A 19,925-nucleotide genomic window follows, 5' to 3' on the forward strand; every position below is an offset into this window, starting at 1 on the left:
ATGAACAGTCCCGGCTTTATAAAAAAAATCCTGTCTCCAGTACTCATTGCCGTGGTTATTTCCCTGCAGGTGCTAGGACCGCTTGCTATTCCGTTTACTGTTCAGGCGCAAACTCCCGGACCCTTGGGCGGGACCCCGATTGATGCTTCGCAGTTTACCAACTTCGGGGCTGCTTCCGCTGCTGGCGTTTTGCTAACTGTTCCCACAAGGTCAAACCCAATATTCAGCGGCCCCTCTTTCCTTGATTGGGGAAATCTCAAAGAATACATTCTTGACCAGATTGCCACCATCATAACCACAACCGTTATTCGCTCCCTTACCCGTCAGGTTCTGGCTTGGATTCAGGGGGGCAATGTGGGATTTGTATCCATACTGGAGCAAGAATTCCAGCATGCGGCTGACATAGCGGGGGGTGACTTTTTGCAGAAAATCTCACCCATTGATCTTTGCGGCAATATAAGCGCTTATCTAAGGATTACCCTCCGCGTTCCGGGTTTACGCCAGCGTTTATTCTGTACAGTCACTGATATTGCCAAAAACTTAAATAACTTCTATCGGGACTTTAAACAGGGGGGCTGGAAATCTTTTATTCAAGTCGTGGTTGAGCCGCAAAACAACCCCTATGGCGCGTTTCTCATTGCGCTGGACGCCAAGATAGGGGCAGAAAGAAACGCCCGCGAAACTCTGCTAGCTAAGTACATAGCGGGTCGCGGCTTTACGGGTGTGCAAAAAACAGTCAAATACGGCTGCGAGGTAACCGGAGTGAAAGAAGGACGACGCACGGCAAGCGAAGTTACCTGCGGAAACGCGCAGAAAATCACCCTGCCCGGCGATCAGGTTGCCCAACAACTCGGATTTGTTCTTACCAACGACTACCGCAAGGCGCTGCTGGCCGACGAAATAAACGAAGCTATTGTGACCATTACCAACGCCCTTATTACTAAAGTGATTTCTGCCGCCTTCTCCATAGAAAGCGGGGGCACAACAGTGGGCGGGGACGGATTGGAAAGCCCGGAGCTTAGCAGGACTCCGCCCACTGAAAGTTTTTCATCGGGAGAAATTCCTTTAAGGGTTAATGAGGCCCTGTTTACGTCGGAAAGTTATCTTGCTGCGCTTGACCGGGATAGCGCCTCGGCACGCAACCAGCTTTTTTCTCTGCGCCAACGGATAGAACAAATTGTTCTTGACCCGGCCGCGAACCAAAACGAAGCAGATGAATTACGCGTACAAGCCAAAACCCAAGAAGATGTTATGACCCGACTAAGCGAACAAAAGCAAGCGGTGCTGGTCAGCCAACGCGAACTTCTGGCTCTTAAACTTAGCTTATTAACCACCGGTGACCTTTCCTCCTTAGTCAACGACTTTACGCGGGCCGTTACCCGACTGGTAGTCGCGGGCAACAGCGTTGCCAACGCTCCAATTCCTGCTACGTCTTCCGGCAACGAAGGAACTGATATTCGGTTGTTGATGAGTGCCGGTATGGGTGATCTGCAAGGAGCTGCATCCCAAATTCAGACAACCCTAAGTGAGATAGACCGCTTGGCAAAAAGCAGTCTTATAAGTACGGCCCAGAAACAGGACTTAATTTCTGCGCGCGCCGCACTGGTGAAAGAGCAGGCACAAATCCAGAATGCCTTAACAGAGGTGGCCCGACTGGGAAACAAATTGTTAACAGAAGAGGGCGAGAAACTTAAAGACACCCAAATAAACTCACTAAGACTGCTCGTCGTAAACAGCGTCGCCCTTTCGTCTTTGCTGACCGTATTGTCCACAGCCGATAAGTCGCTCAAGCTTACCCCCGCACAATGATTTATAGCCGCAAAAAAACGTTAATAATAGTTCTCGGGGCCGCAGTGCTTATGCTTGGTTGGGTTTTGGTTTCAACCCACATTGCCGCTGCCGGTCCAACGCCAACAGGCCCGGTTGCTGTTTCTCCTCTTCAAAACGCCCTTGTCGGAACTTTGGGAAATCTCGGAAACGCTGCTTCCGCGGCCATTGCCATACTTGTGGGACTGGCGCTTTTACAGTCGTTTTTGGCGGTTATCCTTGGTTATGTTGGCGTCCTTCTTAATAATCTTTTTTACTACAATACCATCCTGAACCCCTCCAACATTACAGTGGTTCAGGAGGGCTGGGCTATTGCCCGCGATGTGGCTAATGGCCTGTTTATCCTGATTTTGCTTTGGATTGCCTTTACCATTATTTTCAACGTTGAAAATCTTGGGGGTAAAAAACTAATAGTCCGGGTAATTTTAATTGCGCTTCTTATAAATTTTAGTCTGGCTATGGTATCGGCGGTTTTTGCTTTTTCCAACGTTCTGGCGCGCCCATTTCAAAACATCATCAAGGACCACGATGTGGCCGGCCTTATTATCGCACGCTCCAAACTCCACACCATTGTATCGCAGGTAAGAGACGAGGGTGTTATTCATGATTTTGAAAAAGAGGCGCTGAAGCGCGACCTTGAGGAACAAGCTAAAAGGTCCCAAGAATCCGGGGCCGGAGAACTGGGCGGAGAAATAAGCCGGAGGGCGGGTCAAAATTCGCTTCTGGCGTATCTCGGAGCGCCCAAAACCGCAGAAGCAGCTATAGACTTGAGAATGCTGGCGATCTGCGGCCTAGGCGCCTTATCCGGCGTAGGAACGCCGGGCGGAGTGGTTTGTCTTGGTGCCACTATTGCCGGCGCCTTACTGGCTTCGCTGGGAGGCTGGTTCGTGGCCGGCTCCCTGATCCAAACCGGCTGGAACGCTGTTTTAAATCTTGCGGTCTCAAATATTTTCCTTATTTTAGCCACCTTTGCGATGGCAACAGCCGCTATTGTGCTTTTGGCTCGTATTATTGCCATGGTGTTTCTGGCCACACTTGCGCCCATTGCCCTGATGCTGCATATGATTCCCGGGGGTTTTGCCCAAAAACTCTGGAATGACTGGCTAAGCAGTGTTATAAAGTGGGCTTTTTATGCGCCGGCGTTTTACTTTCTTTTTTTCATGTCTTTGCGGGTGTTGGGGGAGCTGTCTAAAGGAACGCAATTTTTCGACGAGCCGGTCCCATTCCAAGGAAACGTATTTGCGGTCATGGCCCTGCTTGTCTTTCTTGGTTTTCTCTATGCATCCATAATTGTGGCGCGCAAAATGGGTATAACGGTGGCCGACAGCTTTATTGGCTGGGGTAAAAAAATGGGGGCAGGCGCGCTTGGTTTGGCCGGCGGGGTTGTGGGCGGAGCAATCAGCCGCACGGGTTCTGCCCTGTTTAGAACCGTTGCTCCTGCCGGAGGAAGAATACAGCAGACGCTGCAGAAATCTGCCGGCGTACCGTGGCTGCGGACGCTGGGCGGAGTTGCCGCCGGCGCTTATCTGGGGAGGATGACCGCGGAGAAAAAGGGCGTTGAGGACGCCTCCTCAAAATTGGCCTCGTACAGCAAAGAGGAGAAAGTCGCGGCCCTGCGCCGCGCCGTTACCGCCAAAGATACCGTGGCTGCGGCCCGGGCTCTTGGAAAAGATATCAACGACCCAACTATTTCTGAAGATCAAAAAAACCGCGCTCTGCGTCTGGCAACTCAATATGGAATGCAGATGGACCTTTTGAAGTTTATGCCGGAGAAAGCCACAAAGGACCTTGTCCCCGGGGCCAGTAGCGAGACGGACGCAATTGATAAGGTTGTATCCCGTATAAAACCAGATGAGTTGCCTAACATTTCTGAAAAATCACTGGAGAAAGAACCCGTCCAAATAGCTCTTCGCAAATATCTTACGCCAGAACACCTAAAACAGGTTGCCCGCAGTCCGCGCCCGGAACTGCTGACAAACATAATTAGTGCCCTCAACGGCACAGGTTTAAGAAGAGAAACTTACAATTTCCTTGAAAGCGGTGGCGGCCGGGCAATCGGACTATACCTTCCCCCCAAGGCGCGCATGGCCGCAGCCGGTGAAGAAGAAGAAAGAATAACAAAAGCCGGAGAAATTCTGGAACGCACCAAAAAGGGTCTTCAACAGACAAGGCGGGAAAAGCTAGGGATGGAGGGAAACATAGAGGCTCTGGAAAACACCGTAAGCGCGCTGCTTTCCGGGCTTGCGGCGTTACCCGAAGAAGAAAGGGGGGATGTGAAAAAAGAAATAGGACGTCTTAGGAATATTGAAATCGTTAAACTTAGAAATCATCTTGATGTTTTGAACAAGCGCATCAGGGCGCTGGAAACAGAACATAAAGAGGCGGAGGATGTGTTGGGCGGACCCAGGACAAGACCGACGGACGCTGCTGTTCCGCCGCCCGTCGGGATGCCGGAAGAAGAGGAAGAAGAAAGATAAAACCATGCCTGCTTATACCCAAAAAGAACTAATAGAGCGTTTCCAAAAACTTCCGGCTATTCTGCAGGATGCGCTATTTAGCGGCGATCTTACCGGCAAGATTTTTGAGACTGGGAAAAAATTTGGTTTAACCATTGAAAAAATAGGATTTTTGGCAGAAGAGGTTGGTTACGTGATACTGGGTCTTACCCGACCAGGCGAATTTGCAGCCAAACTGGCTGACCGCCTTGGGGTTGATCTGAACTCTGCCAAAACTATTGCCCTTGATATAAATCACAAAGTTTTTTCCCAGCTGCGTGAAGCGCTAAAGTCGGCACACGAAACAGAAATCACCGCGGAAGAAATACAAAGGGCAGAACCGCTGGTGCGGGTTGCCCCAACCGCGCCTCCTCCGGCTCCAGCCGCGCCGACCTCAATTCCATCAGCCGCTCCGCGGCCAGCAACCCCAAAAGAAGTAGTTCCTCCCCAGCCGCAACCAAAACCCCAGCCGCTGCAGCCAGCCGCAAAAGAAGAGCCTGTTCGGATCCCGCAAACACCACAACCTCCACAATCCAAAATTCCGCCCATTGACCTCCGGCGGGAACAAAGACCAGCGATGCAACCGCCAACAGCAACCCCCCAACCAGAGTCAAAACCGCCAGCTCCCGTTCCGGAAAAGAAAACACCACATTCGGGTTTTGACCCGTACAGAGAACCCATAGAATAACCATGATTTTTTAAAGACTTGGTACCATTATGCGCCAATTTCAGGTTCCACAATTTATTACTGTAGAGGATCGCGTTATCGGTCCCCTAACAATTAGACAGGCCCTTTACGTAGGCGCCGGGGTTCTTCTGGTTTTAGGCGCGCGCACCCTGCTTGAACCCTTTCTTTTTGTGCCCACGGCCATACTTATCGGGGTTCTGACCGCTTCTCTTGCTTTTCTTAAAATAGGCGAGAGGCCGTTTCCGCTGATTTTGAAAAACGCGGTTTTTTACCTGCTCCGTCCCAGATTGTACATCTGGAAAAAGAGCGTGGTCGAGAAAAAACCAGCAGGGGTCGCAGCCCCCAAGTCGGAAGTTCTGGTAAAAAGCATCCCCAAGCTTTCCCAGTCCAAACTTTCTGACCTTGCCTGGAGCTTAGACATTAAAGAAAAAGCCAACCCACCACCTTCGTCGTAGGACTTCCTGCGTGGCGGCGGGGCATAATTTAGTAATAAAAGTGGTAAAATAACAAGATGCCAACAGCAACTTCGGCTCAAGAATTTTTAGCCATTGATACTGTACGGGAGGATGCCGTTGTCTTAAAGGACGGGGGACTGCGCGTTGTTTTGATGTGCTCTTCCTTAAATTTCGCTTTAAAATCTTCCGAGGAACAGGATGCGGTCATCTTTCAGTACCAAAACTTTTTAAATTCGCTTGATTTTTCGCTGCAATTTGTAATTCACTCCCGTAAGTTAAACATAGAGCCGTATCTGGAGTCGCTAAAAGAGCGCCAAAAAGAAGAAGACAGCGACCTGCTAAAAATTCAAATATACGAATACCAGGAGTTTATAAAAACCTTTGTTTCCATGACCAACATTATGTCAAAAACTTTTTACGTGGTTGTTCCCTTCACGCCGAGCGCTCTTGAAAGGGGGGGGTTTTGGAGAGACTGGCTGGAAACGCTGGGCCTTTCCCCACAAAAAAAACAAAACTCCACCGGTCTTTTTGAGGAACATAAAAATCAGCTTTGGCAGAGAGTGGACACAGCCGTTTCCGGCTTACACAGCTTTGGAATCAGGGCAGTGCCCCTCAACACCGAGGAGTTAATAGAGCTTTTCTACGGACTTTATAACCCCACGGAGTTTGAAAAAACCATTGCCCCCGGCGAGGGTTAAATTCTGTGGGATAAAAAACTATGGCCTTGTTTGGAAAAAAAGAAAAAAAACCAGAAGAAGAAATCTTTGCGGTATTCCCGGAAGAAATATATCGGGCTGGGGAGCTGGCGTTAAAAGACGTCCTTGCGCCCTCGGCTCTGGAGGTAAAACCAACCTACGTCAGGCTGGGCGCTAAACTTGCGCACATGGTTTTTGTCTTCTCTTATCCGCGCTATCTCCACACCAACTGGTTTAGTCCCATAATCAACCTGGATAAACTCTTTGATATATCCATGTACGTGCACCCGGTTGATACCGCCTCCATACTAAAAACGCTGCGCAGAAAAGTAGCTCAGGTGCAGTCGCAAATTTCCATGCGTGAAGAAAAAGGACTGGTGCGCGATCCCATACTGGACACGGCCTACAGAGACCTGGAAGAGCTGCGTGACAAACTGCAACAGGCAACTGAAAAATTGTTCAATTTCGGTCTATACCTCACGATCTACGGCTTTTCGGAAGACGAAATAAATAAAACCGAGAGCGAAATAAAGTCGGTATTGGAAGCGCGCTTGGTCTACACCAAACCGGCCCTCTTCCAACAAAAAGAGGCGTTTCAGTCGGTTCTGCCGCTAAATACCGATAAACTAAACATTAACACCTACCTTAACTCCTCGCCTGTGTCCTCAACTTTTCCGTTTGTTTCCTTTGACCTTACCTCCAACAGAGGAATTCTCTACGGCATAAATCGCCACAACAACAGCTTGGTTCTTTTTGACCGCTTCTCCCTGCCCAACTACAACTCTGTTATCTTTGGGACGGCCGGTGGGGGGAAAAGCTACCTTTCCAAGCTTGAGATTCTGCGCTCGCTCATGTGGGGAGTGGACGTAATTGTCATAGACCCGGAGCGGGAGTACGAATACTTATCGCAAGCCGTAGGCGGATCTTACGTAAACATTTCGTTGACTTCCAAAAACCACATAAACCCCTTTGACCTGCCTATTCCGCGCGAGGACGAATCTCCGGCCGACGTTCTTCGCTCCAACACCGTAAACCTGATCGGTCTTTTCCGCCTGATGTTGGGGGGACTGACGCCGGAAGAAGACGCTATTTTGGATCAGGCCATTACCGAAACCTATGCCTCGCGCGACATAACTCCAGAATCGGATTTCTCCAAGATTACCGCGCCTACGCTATCGGACTTGGAACTTGTATTGGCTTCAACCGCCGGCGGGGAGTCACTGGCCATGCGCCTCAAAAAATATACCTCCGGCACTTGGGCCGGCTTCGTTAACCAGCCAACCAATATTGAGATGAAAAACCGCCTGGTTGTTTTTTCGGTGCGCGACATGGAGGACGAACTGCGACCGGTAGGTATCTTTCTCATCCTCCGTTATATCTGGAACGTTGTTCGCACTACCCTTAAAAAAAGGCTCCTTGTGGTGGACGAGGCGTGGTGGCTTATGAAAAACGAGGACGGCGCGTCGTTTCTTTTTGGAATTGCCAAGCGCTCCCGGAAATATTTTCTGGGCCTTTCCACCATTACGCAGGACGTGGGTGATTTTTTAAACTCCCCTTACGGAAAACCAATAATAACCAATTCCTCCCTACAAACATTGCTAAAACAATCTCCGGCCACAATTGATCTTGTGGTTAGCACCTTTAACCTAACGGAGGAAGAAAAATTTCTGCTGTTGGAGTCGGAGCGGGGCGAGGGTATTTTCTTCGCAGGACTAAAACATATCGCCATAAAAGTCATTGCCTCCTACACCGAAGACCAAATCATAACCTCTGATCCGGCTCAGCTTCTTTTGATTAAAAAGGCTAAGGCCGAATACGCCGGGGGAGAATAGGAATAATTCCTGGTAAAAAGTTATAATTAATTTATGACGCGTTTAACCCTACCAGTCGTGGCCCTGATTATTTGGGGCGTCTCTGCCTCGCTGTTTTCCTATGCACAGGTGTCAAATCTTTTCTCGGTTTCGTTGGTTACCAACCCGTCTTCACCGTCGCCCGGGGATACGATTAAGATTTTTGCGGCCACGCCAACACTGGATAAAAATTCAGCGGTATTTTCTTGGTATATAGACGGCAGTCCCAAGCCCGACCTTTCCGGGCCCGGAAAAGATTCCATAAATATCACCGCCGGAAACGCTGGTTCGGCTATACGCATACGGGTAGTTGTTGACAGCGCTGCGGACGGAAGCGCCGAGGTTTCCATGACCATACGTGTTTCGGATCTCGCCTTAACTTGGTTTGCGCAAACCCGTATTCCGGCATGGTACAGAGGCAAAGCGCTTCCCGTCCCCGGATCCATTGTTAATATCGTGGCCATTCCGCAGATTACTACGCGTCTTGGTCCCATACGCCCCGAGGACCTAATTTATACTTGGGGTTTAAATGACGACATAAAAGTTCTTTCTGGGGTTGGGGAACAGGTGTTTCGTATTAAAACTTCTGACCTTCCCAACACTTCGCACCACATAAAACTTGTGGTTGAAGATATTAATAAAGAGGTGCATAGAGAGGGAGAACTTTTTATAGTCCCCACCAACCCGCGGGTTGTTATTTATAAAACCTCGCCCTTGGGCGGCGTGGAGACGCGTTCTGCCTCGACTTTTTTGGAAGCCCCCCAACAGGGCCTGATTGATTTCCAAGCAGAACCATTTTTCTTTCCGGTAACATCGCGGGGAAGCCTTAAATACCGCTGGGAAGTCGCCGGAACAGAGGTAGCGGGCGATCCGGGAAATCCTTTTATTCTGACCCTTGATACCGCCCAACAACTGCTTAAGCAACTCGCCATATCGGTTTGGGTGGATGACGACGATGCCCTTCTACCTTCTGCCTCGGGGTCTGTAACCCTAAACTTTCCATGAAGACACTTTTTTACCTAGGCCTAACGCTTCTTGTTTTGAGCCAATTCATTTATGGGGGGTTTGTGTATGCCCAAAACGGCTGCCGTAGCGAACTTAACGGACACTGCGTTGAGGCTGCTGCGGTGGTTCAGGCCCAAATACGCGGCCTTGAGTTTTTAGATATTCCTCAAGACGCAGATATCGGAAACGTACTTTCCCGAATATATGTTTTTGGGCTGGGGCTGGTGGGCTTGGCCGCTCTTATTATGTTTATTTTAGGGGGGGTGTTGTATCTTACGGCTGGGGACTCGCAAAGTCAGGTGGGAAAAGCAAAAAGTTATATGGGCAATGCCGTTTGGGGACTGGTTTTAGCTCTGCTTTCCTGGCTTATACTTTTTACTATTAATCCTAACTTGGTAAAAAAGATTAATCTTAAGTTAAGGCCCATTAGTCTTACGGACGAGGAATTGCGCAATATACCCAAACCCGCAAACTTTATCGGCTCGGATAAGGACTGGGATTTTATAAAGGGTGGTGGGGTCAACGCCGCAACGGGCGTTAAGTGCGCAGATGGAAGGTCGGCCGTTGGCGGCGCTGTGGCCCGCAAAAAACTTAACTGCGAATATGTCAGAATAAAAATACGGGGCGACCCGTCCCTGAAGTCTAGGGGCATAGGCATTGGGGATAACGCCGCGCCTGTTCCCTACGAAACGTGGAAGGAACAGTGCAACCGTGATGTTTGCATGGATATTGATAAATAAAACATGGAGGACGATATCAAAGCTAAAAAAAGGAAAATTTATATAGTAATCGGGGCGGCCGCTGCTGCAGTCTTGGGTGTTTTTATTTACCGGGCGCTTGCTCCCGGTCAAATAACTGTTCCCCGGCCGCCGGTTCGCGTAACTGGCCGCGCGTCCGGATTCCCGGCAAAAACTCTGGAAGAAATAAGTACACTGAAAGAACTAAAACCCGGCGAAGAGCTGTCTGTGGGACCGGAGCAAAAACTTATAAAACTCACCGACTTTTCGGTCATATCCACCGCGCTTAACAAAGAAGAAAATAAAATTCTCTTTTACAAGAAAGACGGCGGGGATCTTTTTGCCTCGGATTTTACCGGCAGAAGCTTAGAAAAAATTTCTAATATTACGGTGGTGGGTATGGTTGGGGCCGTTTGGTCTCCGTCCAAAGACCGGGCAGCCGTAATTTATCTGGACGGAGAAACCCTGCGCGGCTTTCTGCATATAGGGACCTCGTCTGTTGCGGTGCTTCCCCAAAACATTCAGGGTTTTAGCTGGTCACCGGACGGAAAGGCTATTGCCTATATTCTGCCGCTGGATGGAAAACTTTCTCTGACTTTGGCGGACGCTTCCGGAAAAAAACAAAAAGTCATTGCCGGTCTTCCGCCGCTTGATGCCTCTATCCGTTGGGTTGCAAAAGACACGATTGCCCTTGAAACCGCTGCTTCTGGTCTGGCTGAAGGCTATCTTCTTTCTTTTACTCCCTCATCGGGGCTGTTCAAAAAGATATTGGGGCCCAATTTTGGTCTTACCACCAGTTGGTCTTCGGACGGATCCCGCCTGCTTGCGTCTTACCTTGATTCTGCTGGAGGAATAGTAGGTGTTGGGGTGTACGCTCCTTCCGGAGAACTCATTGCCTCAACAGGCCTGATTACCCTGCCAGAAAAATGTTTCCTGGTGCCGTCCAATGAACTTTTCTGTGCCGTGCCCAGAGACATCCCATCCAATAGTGTTTGGCCGGACGAATACCTGAGGGGCGAACTCAACACAGCGGATCGGATCTTATCTTTTGACCTCAAAACCGGGGCAACGCGCGAAATATTTGACAGTATAAGTTTTGACGTGTCAGAACTTTTAGTGACTAAAAACAAGGAGGCTTTGTTTTTTATAAACAGGCTGGATGGAACACTCTGGGCACTGAAACTAAGGTAACGACCGGAGTGGGGTTTACGGTTGACTTAGACTCATTAATATCAACCAAAATCCGCCCTAGGGCGGATTTTGGTTGGTGTTGTGGCTCGCTATTTTTGTCTGCTATATCCCCTTACGGGTAGGGTTTTATAATAACCCTTCTTGCTGGTTCCTGTCCTATGGACTCTGTTGTTATGTCCGGGTACTCGGCGAGGAGCAGGTGAACAATACGGCGCTCAAAAGACGACATGGGGTGAAGCGGCACTTCCCGATGATATAAACGCACCTCTCGGGCCGCATTTTTTACATCCTGTTTCAGGTCTTCTAGTTTTTTAATGCGATAATCGTTGATGTCTAGGGTAAATTTTTGTTCCTCGCCGTATTTTTTTCTTATGATTTTCTTCAGCAGATGGTCAATGGCCACCAAGTTCACGCCGCGCTCTCCAATCAGCATGCTGGAATCCTGCCGTACCCTGATGCTAAAACGGCTCGTCGTTCCCTGATGAGCCTCAATATCTTCTATGTCTTCCTCAAATCCCATATGAGTAAACATGCTTCTTATCTCTTCTTTTATACGTTCTTGTTCCATACTCTGCGCATTATGGTTTCCTGGATAATACCAAAAGTGTTTAAAACCGTCCAGTACAGGGCCAGCGCAGAGGGAAGGCTTGAGGACCAAATAATTATAAGTGCCGGAAAAAGATAAAGCGTTTGCCACCTAAGAATTTTGGCAAAGTCTCCTTGCGCGGGCGGTTGGGGCGCGGCTTGGGCCGTTGACAGCTTGGTCTGCAAAAACTGACTTAGGGCGGCTATGACCCCAAAAAACAAATTTCCCTTGGACAAATCCACCAGACCAAAACTAACCGGGTTGAGTGCGCCCGGATTTTTTACAAAAGAATAAAGATAAGAAAGCTGTGCCGGGTCAAAACCCTTTTGAAACACCTGAAATAACGCTATAAGAAGGGGCAGCTGAATCAAAATAATAAGACAGCCGCCGAACGGGTTTACTTTTTTCTCGGCATAAAGTTCCATGAGGGCCTTTCCCTGCGCTCCTTTGTTGTTTTTATGCTGGTTTTGGACCTTCTCAATCTCCGGCTGCAGCACAGCAAGATCACGCTGGGACTTCTGCATTTTTAGAAATAGCGGTGACAGTATCAAACGAATCACAAGGGTTAAAACGATAATAGCCAGCCCAAGATCCTGCCAGGGGAGGGTGGTGTAAAACCAAACAAGGCCGTTGAAAAGCGGCCTCCAGAGAACCTCGGTATAAAGATAGGTGATGGAGTTCATCCCGTTAGAGATTTAAATCATGATAATACTACATTATAGAGTTGCAAAGATGTTACAAAAACCATAAGTTACTGCTGCCCTAAATCTCTAACGGGATCGTATCCGCCCGCGTTCCCGGGATGACACCTCAAAATCCTTCTGACGGACACCACAACCCCCTTTATTAGTCCATATTGACGGATTGCTTGCCGCGCGTAGTCTGAGCAGGAGGGATAAAAACGACAACGCGCGCTGGGTGGCAAAATCCTGACCGCGCCATGGTCCGGAGAAATTGTCTTCTGATAAAAAGTGATTACTGTTAGAACAAATCTAGCGAGCGGCTCGTTCCAGTGTTTTTTTGAAATCTTCATAAAAGTTGGTGCGCGAAGCACCCGCTGCCTCTTTTTTAATAAAAATTAAAAAGTCGCTGGGGTGGATAAAAACATTCGGATTTCTACGAACCCATTCGCGCAGGCGTCTTCTTAGAACATTTCTTTTGGTTGATCGCCTGTCAACAGACTTGGGTGCAACAAAGACAAAACGGCTGTTAGAAAGACTGGTGCGGTTCACAACGACGCGAAAAAAGGGGGACTCCGTCTTCTGCCCACGACGCAGTAGAGCATGAAAATCCTTTGGGTTTTTAACGGTAAGCAGTTTTTTTGTCCCACTCATACTGTAAGCCGTTTTCTTCCCTTGGCCCGTCTGCGCGCCAAAATCCCTCTTCCGCGCGAGGACTGCATTCTTTTTAAGAAACCATGCGTTCGTTTCCTTTTTCTTTTTGCTGGTTGATAAGTAATTGACATTTTGAGTGTTAGAATTTTTATAAACAAGCTATGCACACCATTTACACATTTCTAGTATTTGCCCTTGTTGTATAATGGGTGGTGTTATCTTAATTATATAATTTATGGAAAGGCAGGAACTTTGGCAGGCCACGCTTGCTAAAATAGAACTAACTCTCTCCCGACCCAGCTTCCTTACGTGGTTTCAGGGTACTGGGATTGCAAGCATCGAAAACGGTGTGGCCACCGTAGCTGTCCCAAACGGATTTGCCAAAGAGTGGCTGCGGAATAAATACCATAAACCCATTCTCCATGCGTTGCGCGAAATTTCATCTGACATAAAAGATGTTTCTTATATTATTGGCAGGGTTAACGGGGCGGAGGAATCCTCCGGTAAAAGAGACACGCCCAAGCGCCGTCATTCTGTTTCTATTGTACCAATGGGGGACGAATCTTATATCCGGGAACTAACCATTGATCCGGAGACCTGCCTCAACCCACGCTATACTTTTGACTCCTTTGTGGTCGGGTCGTTCAACGAACTTGCACATGCCGCCGCCCAGTCGGTTCTTAAAAGCCCGGGCACAAGTTACAATCCGCTGTTTATTTACGGTGGGGTTGGCTTGGGCAAGACCCACCTGATACAGGCGGTGGGCAATGCCGCTCTCAAACAAAATCCGAATTGCAAAGTGCGTTATATTCCGTCAGAAAAATTCATGATAGAGATAGTGGAGGCTCTCAAAAATCAAGAAATAAATAAGCTAAAGGATAAGTATCGCGCGATTGACATGTTAATTATGGATGACATCCAGTTTATGGCCAGAACGGAAAAAATGCAAGAAGAATTTTTTCACACCTTTAACGCCCTTTACGAAAAAAACAAACAGATTATACTCTCTTCTGATCGCCCGCCCCAAGCCATTGCTACGCTGGAAGAGCGGCTACGTTCCCGTTTTGAGGGCGGCATGATCGCGGATATCGGCGTGCCGGATTTTGAAACCCGTCTTACTATTCTAAAAACCAAGGCCGAATCAAAATCCACAACGATAACGGAAGAGGTTCTTAGATACCTTGCAGAAACTATTAAAAACAACATCCGGGAGCTGGAGGGGTCTTTGAACCGGGTTGCGATGGCCTCCCGCATTTCCCGTTCCCCGATTTCTCTGGAGGAGGTTAAAAAAATCGTGTCCCAGCATATCAACGCACCTAAAAGGTTCCTTTCCCCAAAAAAAATATTGAAGGCCGTGGCCGAATTTTATGACATAGAAGAAAGGGATCTTATTCAGCGTTCCCGCAAAAAGGATTACGTGAGGCCGCGTCAAATAGCCATGTACTTGATGCGCGAAGAACTAAAGATATCTTATCCTTCTATTGGGGATCGTTTCGGTGGCAGGGACCATACCACCGCCATTCACTCCTGTGAAAAAGTTGGGGGGGAACTGAAGACAAACCCTGAATTAGAAGAGGAAATACGAGCTGTTAAAGACAGGATGTTACTCGGATAAGATACTTTTAATTTTCATTCTTAAAGAAATCAACAAATAATCACCACCTTGTTTACATCCGTTGGATCTTAGTGGGTGACTATCTGTTGGTATAAAAATACATTTTTATCCACAGCATATTCTTTATTAATAATAATAAGTTATTTTCTATTAACTAACAATGCGTTTCTCGTGCACCAAAGAAAATCTATTATATGCGGTATCAACAGCAGAACGTTTTGCGGGGAAAAACGTATCTTTACCAATTTTAAGCAATATATTACTGGAAACAGATGATAATGTTTTATTTGCAACAGCCACTAATCTTGAATATGCTGTTAAAATAAAAATTCCGGGCAAAGCGGAAAAGAAAGGCAAAATAAGTGTTCCGGCAAAAGTTATAAGTTCTCTCATCCAGTCCATAAAAGACGACAGAGTAAATTTAGAAGAAAAGCAAAGCAGCTTACTAATAAAAACCGATACCAAGGACACAAAAATAAACGGGGTGGGCACAGAAGACTTTCCTATACTCCCCAAAATTAAAAAAGCAGTTACCTTATCTGTTTTAACCGCCGATTTTAAAAGAGGATTAGACGTCGTATTGCCATCGGTCTCTCAATCAGAATTTAAACCAGAACTTACTGGCGTGCTTTTTAGGATCTCGGGAAACACATTGAAGTTGGCGGCCACGGACACCTTTAGGCTGGCCGAAAAAACACTCGCTCTGCAGGAGCGTTATTCTGGTGACGCCTGCTCCTTTATTGTCCCTTACCGGGTTGCCCAAGAGTTGGTAAGACTCGGAGAGGAGGATGACGAGGAGGCAGAAATAGCATTCGGAGACAACCAGTTGGTATACAGCACAGGACACACCACCGTGATTTCGCGAACCATAGAGGGATCTTTCCCGGAGTACGGAAGCATCGTCCCTAAAAGTTTTGAAACAGAGTGTTATATACCAAGGGAAGAATTTATTGACGCTGTTAAGGCAGGGAGTATCTTTTCTTCAAGGCTGCAGGATATAACCATTGCTTTTTCTCCGAAAGAGGCGGAAATTACATCCGCCAACCAAGAGGTGGGTGAGTATAAAACAAAAATCCCGGTGTCAGGGAGGGGTAGACAGGTTAAGGCAAGTTTTAATTACCGATTTCTATTAGATGGTCTTTCTGCCCTTGAGGATGATGAGATATTTTTCGGCTGTAACACCGAGCAGGGTCCGTCTCTGCTGCAAAATAAATCAGGCGGCTCTTTCTTTTACGTTTTAATGCCCATAAGAACGAGCTAAGAAGGAGACCGATTCCCAATTAAGGGGTTTACCAAACGGTCAACTCCTCCTCATGCGACTCACTGTTTCCAACCGCATCGTAGGCGGTTATTTTTATTCTATAACTTCCGGCTCCAAGCGGGGACGGCAGATAGAAATTGATTGTTTCAGAAACGATAGGGGTTGTTTTAGAGGACATAAGCCCCTCGTTGATAAATAAGGACACCTCTTGAAGAGGAAACACCGCCCGGATCTTTACCAAAAAGGAAGTAATGGGCCCCTTTACAGGAACACCAGCCCTCCATCCCAAAAAGTTTATCTGTGGCTTTTTGTCGGGGTCGTGCAGGTTTTCGGGCTCTTTGGGTATAGAGGGTTCAGCAATTTTATTGGCCGAAAGCCAGTGCTTGATGGCCTCTTCCCAGTTTTTAAACTGCGGATCGTTCGGGGGTTCGGATGGCGGGTCGCCGGTGGGGTCTTCACGCCTAATAAAAGAAAGGATGGATTTTATTTCCCCGGTACTTATTTCTTCCACCAGCCCCGCAGGAGTAAAGACCGTAGCAAGCTTTCGCGAAATCTTATCAATTTTTATAAAAGACCCGGAGCGGTAGTGACCTCTTAATACTGCCTTGGTGGAGTTTGTTTTTTCCGGCGGAGTAAATTCCTCCGGCGGTTTTTGAGCCAAGAAAAATTCAAAGAGGCGGTGCCAAAGAGGGCCGGCCACCATGATAGAAAGTCCGCCTTTCTGCATGGACGCGTTGTCGTTATTACCGGCCCAGACACCCACAACAAGGGATGGCGTGTATCCTATAACCCAAGCGTCACGAAATTCTTGGGTGGTTCCTGTTTTGGCCGCAACCTGCCGACCAGGAAAGTAAAGCGAACTGCGCGGATTAAAAGTCGGGACGCGCGCCTCGTTGTCGGAAAGAACGTCATTTATCGTCCGCGCAACCTCGGTATCCAGCACCGCCAGCGAGGACTCTTTTTTTTCTTCCAGCACCGCGCCGCGAGAGTCCTCAATTTTTAAAATTGCGTTTTTGGGGTGTAGAATCCCGTCCTGCGAGAAAACACCAAAAGCCGAGGTCATCTCAAGAAGCGTGACCTCCGCACCGCCCAGAACCAGCGAAAGACCGTAGCGGTTGGGATCTTTTAAGGTGGTGATACCCAGCGTTTCGGCGGTCTTTATGGAGTCCTCCACGCCCGCAAGGTAAAGAAGCTTAACCGAGGGAACGTTAAGCGACTGGGCAAGCGCCTGCCTTAGCGATACCGGACCACGAAAGGTTTCGTCATAGTTTTGAGGATGATAACACTCTTTTTCTTCTTTAATCGTTGGGCCCGGTACCCCGTCGTAGCCGCATAAAGGATTAAATTCCGTGGGGACGTCCATTAACACGGTTTCTGTGGTGTAGCCCTTTTTAAAGGCGGTGGCATAAACAAAGGGTTTAAATGCCGAACCGGGTTGTCTCGGACGAATAACCACATTAACGTGGGGGTCAAAGCGGCAGTTAAGGCCCGGAGTGCAGCCGTCGGGATAGGGTTTACCCAAAAAATCTTTTGACCCCACCAACGCAAGAACGTCACCCGATTTAGGGTCCAAGGCCACCAAGGCCGCGTTAGCTGCTTTGACCAGGTTTTCATTTTTTTCTGCCTCCTCCTTTACTATCTTTTCCGCCTCCTCCTGCAGTTTCCAGTCAAGCGAGGTTATTACTTTTAATCCGCCCCTTTCCACAAAGTCCTCACCATATTTTTCGTTGAGATGTTCACGAACGTACATTACAAAATGGGGTGCACGGATGGACTGGTGCGGCGGCGCAAAAGTAAGATGTTCTTTTTTGGCACGAGCCGCCTCTTCTTGGGAGACGAACCCCGCCTCCCGCATGCGCTCAATATTTTTGTCCTTGCGCGCCATCAGTTCTTCTTTGTGGGAGCCGTAGGGCGAATAATAAGTTGGTGCCTTGGGCAGCGCAGCCAGAAGTGCTGACTCCGCCAGACTAAGCCCCTCCGGTTTTTTTGAAAAAAAGGTCTGGGCAGCCGCGGCAATGCCGTAAGCATTAGATCCGTAAGGAATTTGATTTAGGTAAAGCTCAAAAATTTCATCTTTTGAATATTTGGTCTCCAGCGCCACGGCCAGAATAGCCTCTTTAAACTTGCGGGCTAGGGTCCTCTCGCCGGTTAAAATGGAGTTTTTAACTAATTGCTGGGTAATGGTTGATCCTCCCTGTGTGACGTCTCCCCGCACAATATTTTTAATTAAAGCACGCCCAATACCCCGAAAGTCTATGCCCCCATGCCGATAAAAATTTATATCCTCGGCTACCAAAGTGGCCCACTTGATATTTGGGGAAATCTCTGAAAACCGGATCGTAGTTCGTCTTTCCTCGCCGTGAATTTCGTAGAGAAGCACCAGACCCGTCCGATCATAAATTTTGGTGGACTCAATTACGGAGCGTTCGGTAATACGGCTGGGGCCCGGAAGTTCGCGCAGTGCCGAATAACTCCACCAGCCCCCCAAGAAAAGCAAAACAAGCGCTGGTATAAAAAAGCGCCGGATTCGTCTCTTTTTGACGCGCGGCGAAAAAACCACCGTCATGAAAAATATTGTACCGCATAACTTCTTGATTTTCCAGCCCCAACCCTTTTTGTGTTTGTTTTGCGCCGCCGCCAATTTACCCGCCGTCGCAGAAAGCCACGGCTGGCCTACTCCGCCGAAGTAGCTTCGGCTACGAAGGCTGGATAAGGCCGTGGATGTCCCTAGGCCTTTCAGGCCGGGATCTCCCTAGGCATTAGCCGGGATGGCGGCTCGAAGAGCCTAGCCACCGGCGGCAAAGCCGTCTAGGGAAATGCGAGGGCGGAGGTCATCCGTAACTCGAAGAGCGAAGGAGGATGCTTTGGCGGATTTCGCTGCATCTCGCTTAGTTTTCGCTGATGCGAAAAAGCGAGATGCCACGGGCGTAAGCCCGTGGAGCTTCACTTTAAAAACCCATCATGCTATCATGTTTTCATGAAAAAGCTTTCGCTTGACTCTGAAGTCTTTACAAGGGCCGTTGAGGATATAGTAACGCGCGGGGAGTTAAAAAAACTGCTTAGTCGCAATCGGGTACTTAGAATAAAACACGGGATTGATGCTTCGGGCCCGGAACTTCATATCGGGCATGCGGTCAGTCTTTGGAAACTGCGCGCATTGCAGGAGGCAGGACACAAAGCCGTAATTCTCTTGGGAGACGTGACCACCCAAATAGGAGACCCCACCGGCAAACTAAAGACGCGGCCGATGCTGCCCAAGATAACTATTAAAAAAAACATAGCCGCCGTTAAAAACCAACTTGAAAAAATACTGCATACAAACCCCCGTGTCTATGAACTTCACTACAGTTCCGAATGGTATAACAAGATGCGTGCGCCGGAGTTTTTGAAACTTCTTTCTCATATCACCCACGCGCGCCTTATTGAGCGGGACATGTTTCAGGGGCGGCTTAGAAAAAAGACAGAAATTTATATGAGTGAGCTTATTTACCCCGTGCTTCAGGGTTATGACTCGGTTATCCTGCGCTCCGACCTTACAATCGTTGGGTCAGACCAGCTGTTTAACGAACATTTGGGCAGGATGTTTCAGGAGAAATTCGGACAGCCCCCGCAGGTAATTGTAGCTCTCAAGATTCTGCCGGGGGTGGGGGGCGGCGAGAAAATGTCCAAATCTTTAGGAAACTATATAGGTCTTTCGGACAGCCCCCAGGATAAATTCGGAAAAGCCATGCGGTTGCTTGACTCTTTAATTGTTCCGTACCTTGAGGTTTATACCGACGTGCCCCCAAATAAGATTCGTGGGATTGAACACGCGCTTAGGGGTGGACAGAATCCCATGGCGGCAAAGTTGTTTTTTGCCGAAGCCCTAGTCCGTAGATATCACGGAAACAAAGTTGCCCAGAAAGAGCGGGACAGGTTTTTAAAAATATTTTCCAAAAAAGAATTTCAAAAAGCGGCCCCGCTGGTTACAATCAAAATCGGCAGGTGGGAGTTAACAGAGCTTCTCCTTAGGCTTGGTTTTGCCGCATCAAAATCTGATGCCCGGCGCCTGATAGCGCAGGGGGCGGTAGAGATTGACGGAAAGAGGATTACGGTTCCCTCGGAAATAAACATAAAACACGGCTCCACCATACGTGCGGGCAAGAGACGATTAGCTAGAGTGGAATAAGAGGCACCCGGACAAGGT

18 protein-coding genes are annotated in these 19,925 nt (G+C 48.4%); 12 read left to right on the top strand and 6 right to left on the bottom strand.

What is annotated here, in order from left to right; all coding sequences use genetic code 11:
• From HYW89_02560 to HYW89_02600, 9 genes are read left to right on the top strand one after another with little or no spacing between them, the layout of a single operon-like run.
• Positions 1-1,809, top strand: a complete 1,809-nt coding sequence (locus tag HYW89_02560; GenBank protein QQG44872.1) for a hypothetical protein — start codon at positions 1-3, stop codon at positions 1,807-1,809.
• Positions 1,806-4,304 carry a hypothetical protein gene (locus HYW89_02565; protein ID QQG44873.1) on the top strand — a complete coding sequence of 833 codons (2,499 nt, stop codon included), beginning with the start codon at positions 1,806-1,808 and terminating at the stop codon, positions 4,302-4,304. Before HYW89_02560 ends, HYW89_02565 begins: the two co-directional genes overlap by 4 nt.
• A gap of 4 nt (positions 4,305-4,308) precedes the next feature.
• Positions 4,309-5,010, top strand: coding sequence for a hypothetical protein (locus tag HYW89_02570; protein ID QQG44874.1), 702 nt, complete (start codon positions 4,309-4,311; stop codon positions 5,008-5,010).
• A 29-nt stretch (positions 5,011-5,039) separates the two neighbouring features.
• The gene (locus HYW89_02575) at positions 5,040-5,465 is read left to right on the top strand and encodes a PrgI family protein (protein QQG44875.1); all 426 of its coding nucleotides are present in this window, start codon (positions 5,040-5,042) and stop codon (positions 5,463-5,465) included.
• A gap of 56 nt (positions 5,466-5,521) precedes the next feature.
• Positions 5,522-6,163 carry a hypothetical protein gene (locus HYW89_02580; protein QQG44876.1) on the top strand — a complete coding sequence of 214 codons (642 nt, stop codon included), beginning with the start codon at positions 5,522-5,524 and terminating at the stop codon, positions 6,161-6,163.
• 20 nt (positions 6,164-6,183) lie between these two features.
• A complete protein-coding gene (locus HYW89_02585; GenBank protein QQG44877.1) occupies positions 6,184-7,992 on the top strand; it encodes an ATP-binding protein in 1,809 nt (602 codons plus the stop codon).
• A gap of 33 nt (positions 7,993-8,025) precedes the next feature.
• Complete coding sequence (locus HYW89_02590) at positions 8,026-9,015, top strand: hypothetical protein (GenBank protein QQG44878.1); 990 nt, start codon at positions 8,026-8,028, stop codon at positions 9,013-9,015.
• The gene (locus tag HYW89_02595; protein QQG44879.1) at positions 9,012-9,755 is read left to right on the top strand and encodes a hypothetical protein; all 744 of its coding nucleotides are present in this window, start codon (positions 9,012-9,014) and stop codon (positions 9,753-9,755) included. The genes HYW89_02590 and HYW89_02595 overlap by 4 nt, the downstream gene beginning before the upstream one ends.
• A 3-nt stretch (positions 9,756-9,758) precedes the next feature.
• Positions 9,759-10,943, top strand: coding sequence for a WD40 repeat domain-containing protein (locus HYW89_02600; GenBank protein ID QQG44880.1), 1,185 nt, complete (start codon positions 9,759-9,761; stop codon positions 10,941-10,943).
• Between the two features lie 112 nt (positions 10,944-11,055).
• On the opposite strand, the gene HYW89_02605 is transcribed toward HYW89_02600, so the two are convergent.
• The 5 genes from HYW89_02605 to rpmH form a co-directional block, all read right to left on the bottom strand.
• Positions 11,056-11,511 (bottom strand): hypothetical protein, encoded by a 456-nt coding sequence (locus HYW89_02605; protein ID QQG44881.1) that lies wholly within the window; start codon positions 11,509-11,511, stop codon positions 11,056-11,058.
• Positions 11,493-12,212: a membrane protein insertase YidC gene (locus HYW89_02610; GenBank protein QQG44882.1), complete on the bottom strand. Its 720-nt coding sequence runs from the start codon at positions 12,210-12,212 to the stop codon at positions 11,493-11,495. Before HYW89_02610 ends, HYW89_02605 begins: the two co-directional genes overlap by 19 nt.
• A 68-nt stretch (positions 12,213-12,280) precedes the next feature.
• Positions 12,281-12,562 carry a membrane protein insertion efficiency factor YidD gene (yidD, locus tag HYW89_02615; GenBank protein QQG44883.1) on the bottom strand — a complete coding sequence of 94 codons (282 nt, stop codon included), beginning with the start codon at positions 12,560-12,562 and terminating at the stop codon, positions 12,281-12,283.
• Entirely contained in the window at positions 12,522-12,863 is a 342-nt protein-coding gene (locus tag HYW89_02620) for a ribonuclease P protein component (GenBank protein ID QQG44884.1), read from the bottom strand. Before HYW89_02620 ends, yidD begins: the two co-directional genes overlap by 41 nt.
• Entirely contained in the window at positions 12,860-12,994 is a 135-nt protein-coding gene (rpmH, locus tag HYW89_02625; protein QQG45759.1) for a 50S ribosomal protein L34, read from the bottom strand. Before rpmH ends, HYW89_02620 begins: the two co-directional genes overlap by 4 nt.
• 104 nt (positions 12,995-13,098) lie before the next feature.
• Here rpmH and dnaA point away from each other — a divergent pair, with 104 nt between their 5' ends.
• Both dnaA and dnaN read left to right on the top strand, forming a co-directional pair.
• Positions 13,099-14,478 carry a chromosomal replication initiator protein DnaA gene (dnaA, locus tag HYW89_02630; protein QQG44885.1) on the top strand — a complete coding sequence of 460 codons (1,380 nt, stop codon included), beginning with the start codon at positions 13,099-13,101 and terminating at the stop codon, positions 14,476-14,478.
• A gap of 160 nt (positions 14,479-14,638) precedes the next feature.
• A complete protein-coding gene (dnaN, locus tag HYW89_02635; protein QQG44886.1) occupies positions 14,639-15,739 on the top strand; it encodes a DNA polymerase III subunit beta in 1,101 nt (366 codons plus the stop codon).
• 28 nt (positions 15,740-15,767) lie between these two features.
• On the opposite strand, the gene HYW89_02640 is transcribed toward dnaN, so the two are convergent.
• Positions 15,768-18,305 (bottom strand): transglycosylase domain-containing protein, encoded by a 2,538-nt coding sequence (locus tag HYW89_02640; protein ID QQG44887.1) that lies wholly within the window; start codon positions 18,303-18,305, stop codon positions 15,768-15,770.
• A 411-nt stretch (positions 18,306-18,716) separates the two neighbouring features.
• Here HYW89_02640 and tyrS point away from each other — a divergent pair, with 411 nt between their 5' ends.
• A complete protein-coding gene (gene tyrS / locus HYW89_02645) occupies positions 18,717-19,907 on the top strand; it encodes a tyrosine--tRNA ligase (protein QQG44888.1) in 1,191 nt (396 codons plus the stop codon).
• The last annotated feature ends 18 nt before the right edge of the window (positions 19,908-19,925 follow it).

It is taken from the genome of Candidatus Sungiibacteriota bacterium (genome assembly GCA_016432465.1).
Taxonomy (GTDB): domain Bacteria; phylum Patescibacteriota; class Minisyncoccia; order Sungbacterales; family HO2-52-23.

What these genes read in the sequence shown, in the direction of transcription:
- HYW89_02560 (QQG44872.1), top strand. Translation starts at nt 1, where the DNA reads ATGAACAGTCCCGGCTTTATAAAAAAAATCCTGTCTCCAGTACTCATT.
- HYW89_02565 (QQG44873.1), top strand. Translation starts at nt 1,806, where the DNA reads ATGATTTATAGCCGCAAAAAAACGTTAATAATAGTTCTCGGGGCCGCA.
- HYW89_02570 (QQG44874.1), top strand. Translation starts at nt 4,309, where the DNA reads ATGCCTGCTTATACCCAAAAAGAACTAATAGAGCGTTTCCAAAAACTT.
- HYW89_02575 (QQG44875.1), top strand. Translation starts at nt 5,040, where the DNA reads ATGCGCCAATTTCAGGTTCCACAATTTATTACTGTAGAGGATCGCGTT.
- HYW89_02580 (QQG44876.1), top strand. Translation starts at nt 5,522, where the DNA reads ATGCCAACAGCAACTTCGGCTCAAGAATTTTTAGCCATTGATACTGTA.
- HYW89_02585 (QQG44877.1), top strand. Translation starts at nt 6,184, where the DNA reads ATGGCCTTGTTTGGAAAAAAAGAAAAAAAACCAGAAGAAGAAATCTTT.
- HYW89_02590 (QQG44878.1), top strand. Translation starts at nt 8,026, where the DNA reads ATGACGCGTTTAACCCTACCAGTCGTGGCCCTGATTATTTGGGGCGTC.
- HYW89_02595 (QQG44879.1), top strand. Translation starts at nt 9,012, where the DNA reads ATGAAGACACTTTTTTACCTAGGCCTAACGCTTCTTGTTTTGAGCCAA.
- HYW89_02600 (QQG44880.1), top strand. Translation starts at nt 9,759, where the DNA reads ATGGAGGACGATATCAAAGCTAAAAAAAGGAAAATTTATATAGTAATC.
- HYW89_02605 (QQG44881.1), bottom strand. Translation starts at nt 11,511, where the DNA reads ATGGAACAAGAACGTATAAAAGAAGAGATAAGAAGCATGTTTACTCAT.
- HYW89_02610 (QQG44882.1), bottom strand. Translation starts at nt 12,212, where the DNA reads ATGAACTCCATCACCTATCTTTATACCGAGGTTCTCTGGAGGCCGCTT.
- yidD (QQG44883.1), bottom strand. Translation starts at nt 12,562, where the DNA reads ATGAAGATTTCAAAAAAACACTGGAACGAGCCGCTCGCTAGATTTGTT.
- HYW89_02620 (QQG44884.1), bottom strand. Translation starts at nt 12,863, where the DNA reads ATGAGTGGGACAAAAAAACTGCTTACCGTTAAAAACCCAAAGGATTTT.
- rpmH (QQG45759.1), bottom strand. Translation starts at nt 12,994, where the DNA reads ATGTCAATTACTTATCAACCAGCAAAAAGAAAAAGGAAACGAACGCAT.
- dnaA (QQG44885.1), top strand. Translation starts at nt 13,099, where the DNA reads ATGGAAAGGCAGGAACTTTGGCAGGCCACGCTTGCTAAAATAGAACTA.
- dnaN (QQG44886.1), top strand. Translation starts at nt 14,639, where the DNA reads ATGCGTTTCTCGTGCACCAAAGAAAATCTATTATATGCGGTATCAACA.
- HYW89_02640 (QQG44887.1), bottom strand. Translation starts at nt 18,305, where the DNA reads ATGACGGTGGTTTTTTCGCCGCGCGTCAAAAAGAGACGAATCCGGCGC.
- tyrS (QQG44888.1), top strand. Translation starts at nt 18,717, where the DNA reads ATGAAAAAGCTTTCGCTTGACTCTGAAGTCTTTACAAGGGCCGTTGAG.